We start from the raw sequence: 13,296 nt of genomic DNA on the forward strand, positions 1-13,296 counted from the left end.
GCCGGGATTTATTGATAAATTTATTGATCACCACCATTTCGGATAATCATTAAATGCCCTATATAATGCGTATTTTGACTCATCAGTTAGCTTCTCTCTACCTTTAGCCAATGTGATATAGCCATCCAGATCCTCTTTAGCACATGACCATTCAAGCCACCCTTGAGCAGGGTTTAATAACAATTCGAAAAAGCCATTTATATCTTTAAGCACGGCCGTGTTATCTTGACGTATGCTATTGATAAACTCATCAAAACATTGGCATTCCACCCATAACTGAGAGTTCACTTCAGTACTATAACCAAACTTTTTCACTAGAATTGAAACGTTAAATTTCATTGATGGAATATGCTCATCAAGCTCTATTACGTCCAATGTGATACTTATAGGACAGCTAATTTCTATATCCATTTAATGTGCTCCTACATAACGAGCATGAATGATCGTTGGCAACTCACCCACTGCGCGAGGAGGTTTGATTTCAAGTTGCCAGCCATCAACAGTAATTCTCTCACCATACGGCATTTTATTTTTCGTTGCTGTATTTACAGCAGACTGGAAACTTTTCAGTTCTACCTGACTAGCAAGCCTTACAGCTTCAGGTGTCTGTGTGACAGCTTTTGATGCCGCATATTCTGCCATATGCTCAGTAGCATTTCCGTGTACCCATACTTTTTGACCATTCGGTAACGACATTTCAAAAGATTTAGGAATCACTGAACCAGGATATACAGGCTGAGTACCTTTGATCGAATCGAAGACAGTTCCTGTTGGCAGTTGGCTATTCTTCGCCGCATTAGCCGCAACAGCCTCAGCTTTCGCCGCCGTTGCCTCTGCCGCTGTCTTACCGATACCTACCGCGCCGCCAGCGCCAACACCGCCAGGCACGATGGCTTCCGACATCTGGATACCGGCATTATTCAGACACAGCACCACATTACCCGCACAAGCCTGTATCGCTGCTTTCGCTGCCGCTGCTATTTCAGGCGTGGCCGCGGCCAGTAAGCCACCACCAAGACCCGCCGGAAGCGCCACCATCAGCGCATCGTTCATCGCCAGCCCTTTCTGGCAGGACGCTGAGCTTGGGTCAGTGCTGCAAGACGCGATATTCTTGCCGTGCTCCTGCACGAACTTGGTCTGGGTTTCTTCATTTCCACCCAGCAAGTTATTCTCCACCGCATTCTTAGCGGCTTGCGAACCTGTCACCACGCCTGCGCCGCTGTCTGCAGCAAGACCGCCTGCCAGCCCTGCGGCCAGTTGGCTCAGTGCGCTCACCTGCTGTTTCTCGCTTTCTGTCAGGTCCGAGATTTTACGGCCCTGGAACATCTCACTCAGTATTACCCGCGCTACCAGCTCGCCACCACCGGCACCCACCGCTCCGGCTACCGCCGACTGGTTGTTCAACTGCGCGGCTATCGCTCCCAGCACCGCATGCGCCATCGCGTTGGCGGCCACGTTGTCATCACCGATACGCGCTTTGATTTCTCTCGCCAGATACGGTGCCGCGCCACTCGCCAAGGCTCCAGCCAGATTGTTCCCCGCCAACGCCTGCAACGCCCCGGTCACCGCCTGCGCGGCTCTTTGCATATCGCTGCCGGTACCATAGCTTTCCATGGTCTTTTTATAGGCGTCGCTGTTACGCAGAACCTTAACGTCTTTTTCAGTCGGGTTGGCCGCCTTCGCCGCCTTCAGACCATTGATATCACCCTGGGTACGGATAACATCCATCGTCTGCCCGGCTATCTCGCCAATCAGTTGTGCCTGCTTCAGCCGGTTTTGCTCTTTCTCCTTGTCGAAAATCGGCCCGATACTGCCGTTGGCGTTATCGGTATCCCGGCTCAGTTGATTAACATCCTGCTGCTGGTTGGCCTGGTCCCGAATAACCACGCTACCGCCCGACACCGCCGCCTGCGTGGTGCCTTCTGCATACCCTTTATTACCCGCGCCGGACAGGGCTGCGCCCGCCAGATTGGTCAGCAAATCGGCCCCCACTGGGCCACCGCTGCTGATGCTGCCCCCCTGATGCTCGGCCTTGAAATCCGCCTGATTATGGATATCACTGAAGCCCAGAGTACCGGTATCGAGACGGTTTTTATCCGCTGTGGCGGTACTGGCAATCACTGCACCGTCCAACTGCGTATGCTCACCAACCTTAACATCATAGCCGCCCTTGCCGGCAAACAGACCGGTTTGCTCCTGCACGCTGTCATAATTACTGTGCAGTTTGTCACGACTCATGCTTAGGCTGGCAGAGCCACCGGCACCGATGATGGCTACGCTGACACCACCACTGACGCTGGTCTGTTTGGCGTCGTAGTTATCGCTATCCTGCTGGCTTTGCAACGTCAGGTTACGCCCGGCATCCACCTTCACCGTTACACCACTGGCCTGCGCACCCGACAACAGGGTATCCCGGCCGCTGTGCAGCGACAGTTTGCCGCCACTGTCTATCGTTGTTTCACTCCAGAACGTGCCATCGCCATGCTCACTACCCTGACTCTTATTGGCATTGGCGAACACGCTCAATCCGGTCTGTTTACCCACGCCAATACTGACGCCAATATTGCCGCCGCTGCTCTTGTTGCTGCCCTCGGTCTTCTGCGTATTGGCCGCGCCCAACAGCAATACATCCCGTTCGGCATTCAGGGTGGTATCGCCCCCTGCTTTGAGCTGACTGCCCACCACGGCAATATCGCCACTGTCGGCCGTATTACCCTTGCCAGTTGCCGTCACCTGCAAATTATTACCGGCGTTGAGCGTTGAACCGGTAACGCTAGTTTGCTCCTGATGCTGCTTCGACGACGATTGCTGTGCCCCCAGCGAGACACTGATACCTACCATGCTGCCTTCTTCGGTATCGGTATTGCCCACTGTGGCCAGTTGCCCTGCCTGAACCGCCTGCACGCCGGATAAGGCCGCTTTGGTGCCCTGCAATGCTGCCAGTCGCCCATCGGTTTCCTGCTTCGCCTGCTGGGCCGTCGTTACCGCCGTGTTGATGGCGCTGCCTACCGTGCCGGACAAGGCGAGGCTCAGACCACTTTGTTTCTGTTCGAAGGTTTCATCACGACGACGGATATCCTGGCCCGGGTCGATCTGTACGCTATCTCCCGTCACCGACAGGTTCTTATCCGCGATCACGTCCGCGCCACCGATATGCGCCTTGCCGCCGGCCACGATATTCACGTCGCCGCCGGTAGAGCCAATGGTGCTGACGCTCTGGCTTTGGGTGGTACCGTCTTCGTTCAACTGATGGCGGGAAGATTTGCTGCCGAAAGTCACGCCGATGCCACCGCCGCTGAACATGCCGCTGGTTTTTTTCTCGTTCAGCCGATAACGGGATTGCTCCTCGGTGGCTGCCACAATGTCGACGTTATTGCCTGCCTGCAGGTTTACCTTGCCGTCGCCGACTACCGTCGAACCTTGCACCTTGAGATCGTTACCGGCATTGAGCGAGACGTTGTTCCCGCTCAGCAAGCCGCCTTTCTCGTGGGTGGCGTAGTCCTCTTCCACCGTATGGGTGGTGGTTTTGGACATCAAGCCTTTTTTGACCTTGGTCTCTTCGAAGAAGCTGTAGTCGCTTTCAGTGGCGCTATTGAGCGCGATATCACGCCCGGCGCTCACCGCCACGTCACCGCTGGCCTGGGCCTGGGTGGCGTTGAGGGTCGCGTCCCGCCCGGCCTGAATGCGCGTGTCGCCACCGCTGGCAATCTCAGTGCCCTGCTGGCGTATGGACTCGTTCACTCGCTGCTGGCGACCACCATGGCTTTCCTGATATTCCCGGCTTTGTTGGGTATTGAGGTTAACGTCACGCCCGGCGCGCAGGCCGACGTCGTTGTCTGCCACCAGCGCCGCGGCCTGTGAATTCAGGTCACGTCCGGCCTGCAACTGCAGATCACCGCCGCTGGTGAGGGTGCTGCGCGTCGCGCCACTGCTGGTGTGCTCGCTATTGTTGGTTTTATCAATAGATTCAATACGATTGGCAAGCAGGTTGACGTCACCGCCCGCCCGCAGCTCCATTGCACCGCCAGAGGTAACCTGCGCCCCGGTAACATCAATATTGTTACCGGCCTGCATGTTCAATGTATCTCCGGCACGGATCACTGCAGTATCACCGACTTCCGTGCGCGACAGCGTCAGCGATTGGCCACCTTGGGTTCCGGTGGCATCCCACTGGCGGGCCTGAGTTTTATTGCTAATGCTGCCGTCCTGGCTTTCAAGCTGCACCCGCTGCCCACTGATGGTCGAGCCGATATTGCTGATATCACCAATAGCGCTCAAACTCAGCCCGTCGTTAGCGTTGATCATCCCCTGATTAAGATTGCTGATGCCTGCCTGGCTGTTGACGTTCAGCCGCTCACCGCCCTGCAGCGTGCTGGCGTCGTTGCGGATGCTGCCACCGTTCAGGTTAACCTTGTTGCCGGCAATCACGCTGCCGCTCTGTGGGACGACGTCACCTTTGGCCAAATAGAGTTTGGGTGCCAGCACCGTCTGGCCATTGACCGTTACCTTCTCCCACCAGACGATGCTGTGCTCCAGCTGTGAAACCTGTAACGGCGTCAGGCTGATGCCGAACTGCAGGTTCAGGCCGCTCTGCGCCCACGCCGCGTTATCGATCAACTGCTGCATCTGCGCCAGATCGGATCCGACGCCGTTAAGATAGCGCTGGCCGGTTTGATTAAGCATCGCGTTGCTGATGTAACGGGTATCGAACGCCGCGTCCCCGAGGAAGCGGTAGTCGTAATCCGGGTTTAATTTCAGGCGGTCGAGGAAATAGGCCGAACCGATAAACTGCTTTTCATCGGTGAAACGGCTGTCGTTTTCACGCGGGGCAGTACCCGGCTGCTGGCCCAACATGGCGTAGAGATCGTTGAACAGGCTGCCGTCCAACTGCCCCAGGCCATCCAGCTTGGGGTTGGTGGTGATCAGATAGGGGCTGCTTGGATCTTCAGTGACAACAAAGCGGCCATTGCCACCGCTTGGCAGTGGGTAATCTGACAAGTCTACGGCGTTATTGCCGAGCGTGCCGAGCGCCTCCTGCAGGTTGTCTTTCCACTCCGGCGTGCCGAAAGCGACGCTTTGATCCTTCGCCAGGGCTTGTTGTTCCACACCGTTGACGTCATCCGGCTGCTGCAAGCTGTCCAGCGTTGGCCGCGCCAGAGTGTGGCTAAGGCTACCCGCGTTCGGGGTCAGCGTGGTGTTGCCGATATCGTCGCTAAAGTTGGCGTTGACCGTGCCTCCGGCCTGCATCACGCTGCGGTAAACAACGGTGTTTTCGTTCTGGTACTCTGGCTGCCCGGTTAAGCGGTACTGAATCGCTGTGTTGACGTTATCACGGATGTAATTTCCGCTCTTTTTGAAGTCAGCCAGCGAATGGCGCTTGCCGAAATCATACTGTGCGGTTTCACCATCATAGTGATAATTCAGGTATTTACTCTGGTCTCCTGCTTGTACACTCTGATTATTCAGCGTGCCGCCAGTCAGCGAGATATCGCCATTGGCCAACATATCGCTGGCGATATTGTCAAAACGTTCAACGGTACCAACAATGTCTTTTCCTGCTGCAATACGCCCAGTTCCGCCATTCGCCGTTACGATCACTTTGGACGATTCAACCAGAATTTTTTTGTCCACCGCGGGCGCTTTAGGCGCTAAATAATAGTAATCATCAACTGAACCGTTGCCGTGGCCCATGCTACCGCCGGTGCGCACAGTTTTGATGTAATAACCCAGCTCGCTTTCGGCCAGATCCCCCAGTTTCATATTGACCAGCGTCTGGCCATTCCACAGTGGATCCTTCACCGCCATCTGCTTTTCTGTACTCACAGACCAGCCATCACGCTGATTAAGCAGATGCGCGGTGTTGATATGAATATCGCCGGTTTCGGTTTCGATAGTGCCGGAGGTATTGACGATTTGGCTGTTGGCCTTGCCGTCGGCGTCTTTCTGCATCCACAGGTTTTTGCCCGCCAGAATATCGCCACGCTGGTTGGTGATACGGTCCGCCAGCAACCTCATATCACCACCGGCGTATAGCATACCGCTGTTGATCAGTTGGTTAGCGGCACTCAGTAGGAGATCGCCTGCGGTACCGATAAAGCCGTTATTGCTGATATCGCCCCGGCTCAGCAATTGCACCAACCCGCCCGATTGCAGGCTGGCATCGCTGTTTTGCGTGATCCCGGCCGCTTCCAGGCGCATGTCACCGCTGCCGCCGCGCAAGGTGCCTGCGTTGGTCAACTGGCCACCGCTGCGCAGATCCAGGCTCTGGCCCTGAGTGGCCCCCTTTAGCAGAATATCGCCATCACTGGTCAGGGCCAGCGCTTTGCCCGCCGCCAGGGTGCCGCTCTGGGTAAAAGCGTCTTTCAGACTCAAAGCCATATTGCCCAGCGCCACCAGTTGGCCGTATTGATTCAGCAAGGTGCTGGTCAGTGTGGCATCGCCACCGCTGAGCAGCTTGCCACTCTTCTGGTTATCCACCTGCCACGCTTTGAGGCTCATCTGGCTGGTGGCCAGCAGCGTGCCGGCGTTATCCAGGCTGTCTGCCTGCAGGGTTAAATTACCGCCCTGCAACGTCCCCGTATTCTTCAGACTATCGAGCGTGAGCTGGTTATCACCGGTGGTGCTCAATGTGCCGCTGTTATCCAATTTGGTGCCGTTAAACGTCAGGCTATTAGCCTGTAGCCAACCGCTGTTGTTCAGCGTCGGGGCTTGCAGACTCAAGGCACCGCCAACCTTCAGCTTACCTGAGTTGCTCAACAGACGATCCAACTGCAGCACGCTGCCGCCATCTCCCTGCAGCTCACCGGCGTTATCCAGTTCGTCCGCCTCCATCCGCAACCCGGCTAAACTGCGCACATTGCCGCCTGCCAGGTTGTTGAATACGCCGCTCAATTTGGCTTCGAAGTGGGTTTGCCCCTGTAGCCTCCCGCTGTTGGTCAGGTCGGTGGCTTTCAACAACAATTCACCCGCCTGCATTAGCCCCAGATTATTGATGTTATTAGCATTCAGCTTCAGCACACCGTTACTTAGCATCTGTCCTGTAGCTTGCTGCGTAGTCGTTTTTGCTATTTCGGCATTCAGCCGGTTAACACCAATCAGTGTTCCACTATTACTCAGACTGTCACCTGTCAGACGTAACGCCCCCGCCTGCCAACTTCCCTGGTTATTCAGTGCCAGTGCCTTGATTGCCGCTTCACCATTGGAGAGGATCTTGCTACCTGCATCAGCATTAAGATCGCCGCTCAGATCCAGCGAGATCCCTTTCCCCGCCTGTAGCGTACCCTTATGATCCAGTTTCTGAGCCGTCAGCGTAATAAGATCGCCCTGCCATAATCCGCTGTTATTAACCGTCGCTGCGCTGGCCGTGAGTTCACCGTCACTCAGCAGTTTACCGACAGTGGCGTTGATCAGATCCTTTTCCAACTGCAACACCAGCTTTTGTATACCAATCAGGTTGCCGCTGTTGTTCAGCGACTTGGCGGTGATATTGGTGGTTGCACCTTGCGCCTCCCCCTGATTGCTGACGCTATCGGCGGAAAGCTGTAACGCTCCCTTACTCAGTATTTTTCCAGGATTATTCAGCGTGGCGGCCGTCAGTTTCATCGGCCCTTCGCTCAGCAGTTGCCCGCTGTTTCCCAGTCCCAGCCCAACCGCGGCGGTCAAGCCTTTGTCGCCCAACGCGCTGCCGCTGTTGTCCCAACGCTGCACGTCAATATCCACACTCTGGCCCTGCAGCTTGCCGGCATTGTTCAGCTCGGTGCCCTGCAGCGTCAATGTGCCACCGGCCAGCAGCTGGCCTGCCAAGCGGTTTTGCAGATCTTTGCTGGTGATATTCGCGTTTTCCCACGCCTGCAGTCGTCCGCTGTTGTCCAGGCTGTCGGCATTGAGCTCGACGCCTTTGGCGACCATTACCCCCGAATTGAACAACGATGGCGTGGTGAGGAGTAACGTATTTTCCGCCTGAAACTTACCGGCGTTGTTGAAGGTTTTGGTGAATGTCAGATCCAGCGAGCGGGCTTCAATGTCACCGCGGTTATCCGCCGTAGCGGCAGAAAACTTCAAATCCCCCAGCGTGTTGAACACGCCGGCCAGCTGCGCGTCTTGCGCAACCTTGATGGTCATGTCCTGTTTGGACTGGGTGCGGGCGCCAACGGTAGACAGCAGGTTTGGCGTTACCAGCGTCAGGCCTTGCTCACTGGAAAGCAGCCCGCCGAGCTGCATGTCATCGGCGTTGAGGGTGATATTGCCGTCGCTCAGCAGCAATGAGCCCAGCTCGGTTTTCAGCACGCCGGTGTGAGCAAGGGTGACCCCCTGCTTGCCGCTGGCGCTTCCGGCCAGCAAAAACTCCCCTGCCTGTACCGTTAGCAGACCATCGGCAGACAGTGAGCCACCGACATTAAGTTTGTCGCGTACCCACAGATCGAGTTGTTGCAGGGAGGTGATCGTCCCCTGATTGTCGACACCGTTGGCGGTAATGGTGTGCACAGTGCCCACTTTCAACTGCCCCGAATTGTCGAGTTGGGTACTGGTCAGGTTCTGCGTGCCCTGAGCCTGGATCAGTCCGCTGTTGGTCAGGTTCTGTGTGTTAAGACGGCTGTCGCGATTGGCCGCCAGCTGGCCAGCGTTGTTCAGATGATTGGCCTGCAACTGCAGATCGCGTCCAGCGGTCAGCGTGCCCTGCCAATTGCCGTCGCCACTGAGCGTCAGGTTGATGTCACCTTCGGCCGTCAGACTGCTGTTTTTATCGCTGCTCAGGCTGGCGGCATTCAACTGCAAGCGGCCATCCGTGTCGGCCTTGCCAGCCTGTAGTTTGCCTGCGGCGGTCAGTTGCATATCCCCTTTGGCGCTCAGCGTGGCCTGTTCCATCGCAATGTCGCCACTACTGTTCAGGGTAAACGCCTGTTCGGCCTTATGGTTGCCGCTCAGCGTCATCCCTGCCGCCGTGGCATTCAGGCTGCCCTGCGCCAGGGTTTTGTTCAGCCGCAGTTGGCCATTGGCTTCCAGTTGAATATCGCCTTCACGCGCGGTGAGGTTACCGAGGTTGACCCCCACCCCTTTGTCACTGGACACCAAATGAATACGGTTGGCGTACATACCGCCCAGCGCACCGGTATCGATGGCGACTTTGGGGACTTCGCCCTGACCGGCGATCGCCGTGGCCTTGCCGGAGGCGTCGACCCGGTTGGCACCGAGCGTGATGTTGAGGTCTTTGGCATGCAGTTGCGCGTTGATCTCGGTCGCACGGGCAATCAGGGCGAATTTGTCGCTGCTGTCGGCATTGAGCCCCTTGCCCTGAATAGTGATGGTTCCCTGGGTCACTTCCAGCGCCTGCAGCTTGCCGTCGGCACCCAGCACCGGCTTGCCGGTGGTCAGCGTCGCGTTAGGGGTGTTGATAAAGCCGCAACCGTCACAGGTGATACCATAGGGGTTGGCGACCATCACGCTGGCCTGCTTGCCTGCCACCTCGAGGTAGCCCTGCAGCTGTGAAGGATTTGGGGCCACCACTTCGTTGATGATGCCCTGTGCTTCCTTGCCGGCCTGTAGGTTGGGGTTGTTCTGGATCAGGCCGCCGAGCTGGGTCTGGTTGAGCTGCCCGGTGGCGTTATTGAGGATCATCCCCTCTTTGCCAATGTTGAAATCGTTGTATTTATTATGAGAAATGCCAGCCTGATTCGGTGTGGCAATGTTGACCACCGGCACGCCGTTGGCGGCCTGAGCGACTCGGGTATTGCCCTCGGCAACGTTAACACCTTGGGCTAGCGCAGGCAGCAGCGGCTGCCCGGCCAGCAAGATGCACAGGGTGTAACTCAGCAGGCGCTGATGTTTTTTAAGCGGTTGATTATGTTGATGTTTCATCCTTGAAACTTTCCTGTGCATTAGCATTAAAGTACGATATTCACCCGGTAATAAACCGAGACCCGATCCGGTTTGAGCCAGTCGGGATACGCCAGCGGCCAGCCGAGGGTCAGTTGGCTGCTGAAATAACTGCCGCGGCTGCCCAACCCCACTGCACCACCCCACAGCGTGCCGGAGGCGTTAGCATCCAGCTTGTCGCGCTGCAAATAGCCACCGTCGAGCGCCGCCAGGGCGCTAATGCTACCGAGGTACGGCAATGTCACCAGCGTGCGGTTGACCTCGTTACGCCAGTAACCGCCCTTGTCACCGGAGAGGTATTGTTCCTTGAAACCGCGCACCGAGCTTTCCCCACCGATCGTCAGGCGTTCACTGCCGTATAAACGGTGGTTGCTCCATTGACCGTATAAACTGGTGAGATAGGTCCAATTCTGCGCCAGCGGCAGGTAGTAGCTGCCGGAAAGCGAAAGCTTGTGAAACTCGGCCCGGGGTGCTTCTTTAACTTTCCCACTGTCATTTTCTGCGCCCAACCAGGGAACACCACGACTGTAGGCCGGGTTCAGGGTGGTGAAACCACCCAGCAGTTTCTGGCTATGACTGACCCCCAGCGCCACGCTGGTCAGCTTGCGGCTGCTGCTGAGCCGGGTATCATTGAGATAGTTGCGATTGATACGGTGCGTCAGCCCCAGCGACAGGCCGGTTTTCATTTCGCCGTCACGGAACAGCACCCGCGAAACGCCCAGGCGATGAGCCTGGCTGTCACCGCTGGAACGCCAGTCGAATCCCCGATTGTTAATGGTGGTCAGGTAGTCGCTGTAGGAATAGTTGTAATCCAGCGTCCAGTACCCATAGGGCAGGCTGACGCCGGTCTGCACGCTGCGTGCGTTGTGATCGTTGGCAAAATCACTGCTACGTGCCCCGGCGACAAACCATTGATCCGCCAACCCCAGCAGGTTGTTGCCGGTCAGCGATCCGTTAAGTTGCCCGGTTCCGGTGCTTTTTTGCCCGCTGTTGTCGAACCCCAGCCCAGGCATCAGCGGAAACTCAGGTTTGGCACTTAAATTGACCACCGAGTAGCCCGGCTGGCTGCCAGGCAGGATTTCTATCTGCACCGGCTGCTGGCGCAGGCGGTTAATCTGCTCCATGCCCTGCTCGATGTCGCGCAGGTTAAGAATGTTGCCTTGCAAACCCGGAAAGGCCATTTTCAGCATGCGATCTTCGTGCTGTTCCAGCAGGATTTTCTCAAGCCGACCTTCCAGCACCAGTAACCGCAGTTCGCCACGCGACAGATCCTGCTCGGTCAGGAATGCGCGGCTGGTGATATAACCACGGCCGATATACCAGTCGGAGATCTGCTGCACCAGCGTTTGGATTTGCCCCAGATCCAGGCATTGCTGCAGATAATCCTGAGTGAGTTTGTGTTGCGCACTGACAGGCAGATGCTCAGCGCCTTCCAGGCGAATATGGCTGATGGTGAAACAAGGGCCACCCGTATTGGCGCTGGGTGCCGGGGTTGCGGGCAGAGTCGGCGTCAGGCTGCGCTGCAGTTCCTGCCGCTGCTGCTGGTTTTGTTCCAGCAAGTCGCGCTGCTGTTGTTGGATACTGTCGCGGTCCGCCGGGCTAAGCAGGTTAGCGCCGGTGGCGGAGGAAAATAAAAGGCACAGCAAAGCTGCCGAAAGTCGTGGAGTGACTGAATCCATTCAGAAGACCATCCGTGTGTTTTTCAGCATTTTAACGTCAGAATGGAGAATGTAACAAGATGCAAATCATTAGCCACCAACTCGATCTGACTGATAATACGAGAGAATTCTCAAGTCAGCCCGCATAAAATCATTTGAGTCAGTTAAATATAACTTATTGATTTGCACAAAAAGGGAAAAAACAGTGAATCGCTCTTTAATTTCAACGAAACTCAAAAATTGCCGCTAATGCGATAAGCGCCACAAAAAAGAGGCTAACAGGGGCCATGAATCGGCCCCTGGGGAGTATGGATTACGCAGTACCACCGACGGTCAGGGTGTCCAGCTTCAGGGTTGGTTGACCAACCCCCACCGGCAGGCTTTGCCCCTCTTTACCGCAGACGCCGACACCTTTATCCAGCGCCAGATCGTTGCCCACCATCGAAATCTGCTGCATCGCCTCAATACCAGAGCCGATCAGCGTAGCGCCTTTCACCGGTTTGGTAATGCGGCCTTTTTCGATCAGGTAGGCTTCGGTGGTGGAAAACACAAACTTGCCGGAGGTGATATCCACCTGGCCGCCACCAAAGTTCGGCGCATACAGGCCGTATTCAACGCTGGCGATGATCTCTTCCGGCGTTGACTTGCCCGCCAGCATGTAGGTATTGGTCATGCGCGGCATCGGCAGGTGCGCATAGGACTCGCGGCGGCCATTACCGGTCGGCGCAACCCCCATTAGGCGCGCATTGAGTTTGTCCTGCATATAACCTTTCAGGATACCGTTCTCAATCAACATGTTGTACTGGCCCGGTACGCCTTCGTCATCGATCGCCAACGATCCCCGTAACCCCTGCAAAGTGCCGTCATCCACAACCGTGCAAAGCTCGGAAGCCACCAACTGGCCCATCTGGCCGCTGAATACCGAAGTACCGCGACGGTTGAAATCACCTTCCAGCCCGTGCCCCACCGCTTCATGCAGCAGCACGCCCGGCCAGCCTGCGCCCAACACCACCGGCATATTGCCTGCTGGGGCCGCCACCGCAGAAAGGTTAATCAATGCCATGCGCACCGCTTCTTTGGCGTAAGCATCGGCACGGACTTCACCATCGGCAATTTCCAGAAAATAGTCATAGCCGAAACGACCGCCACCACCGCTGGAACCGCGTTCACGCTTACCGTCTTGTTCCACCAGCACACTGACTGACAAACGTACCAACGGGCGAACGTCCGCTGCCAGAGTGCCGTCGGTTGCCGCCACCAGGATCTGCTCGTACACGCCAGTGATGCTGGCATTGACTTCCTGTACCCGCTTGTCGGCCGCACGAGCGACCTTGTCAATGCGGTGCAACAGCGCGATTTTCTCTTCACGCGGCAGGCTTTGCAGCGGGTCAAGCAGGGGATACAGCGCCTTATGGCTGATTTCACCCAGGGTATGCACCTGACCATTACCGCTGTCACGCACTATGCTGCGCGCGGCCTGGGCGCTTTGCTGTAAAGCGTTCAGGGTGATTTGATCGGCATAGGCGAAGCCGGTTTTCTCGCCGCTCACGGCGCGTACCCCGACCCCTTGATCGATATTGTAAGAGCCATCCTTGATGATACCGTCTTCAATCACCCAGGCTTCGTGGTAGCTCGACTGGAAATAGAGATCGGCATAATCGAGGCGGCGTTCGGCCAGTTGCCCCAGGACGGAAAACAGGTCCTGGTGACTCAGCTTATTAGCAGAAAGTAACTGCTCACTGACAAACGTCAGGCTCATAATTTT

The 13,296-nt window shown here is 56.4% G+C and carries 4 protein-coding genes; all 4 read right to left on the reverse strand.

The window, feature by feature from the left end; genetic code table 11:
• Positions 1 to 27: 27 nt before the first annotated feature.
• Entirely contained in the window at positions 28 to 411 is a 384-nt protein-coding gene (locus ACUTQ5_RS16290) for a hypothetical protein (RefSeq protein WP_445652102.1), read from the reverse strand.
• Positions 412 to 9,855 carry a hemagglutinin repeat-containing protein gene (locus ACUTQ5_RS16295; RefSeq protein ID WP_445652103.1) on the reverse strand — a complete coding sequence of 3,148 codons (9,444 nt, stop codon included), beginning with the start codon at positions 9,853 to 9,855 and terminating at the stop codon, positions 412 to 414.
• Between the two features lie 26 nt (positions 9,856 to 9,881).
• Complete coding sequence (locus tag ACUTQ5_RS16300; RefSeq protein WP_445652104.1) at positions 9,882 to 11,552, reverse strand: ShlB/FhaC/HecB family hemolysin secretion/activation protein; 1,671 nt, start codon at positions 11,550 to 11,552, stop codon at positions 9,882 to 9,884.
• Positions 11,553 to 11,844: 292 nt separating this feature from the next.
• Complete coding sequence (gene tldD, locus ACUTQ5_RS16305; RefSeq protein WP_445652105.1) at positions 11,845 to 13,290, reverse strand: metalloprotease TldD; 1,446 nt, start codon at positions 13,288 to 13,290, stop codon at positions 11,845 to 11,847.
• Between the last annotated feature and the right edge of the window lie 6 nt (positions 13,291 to 13,296).

The sequence above is a fragment of the Serratia sp. NA_112.1 genome, assembly GCF_052691715.1.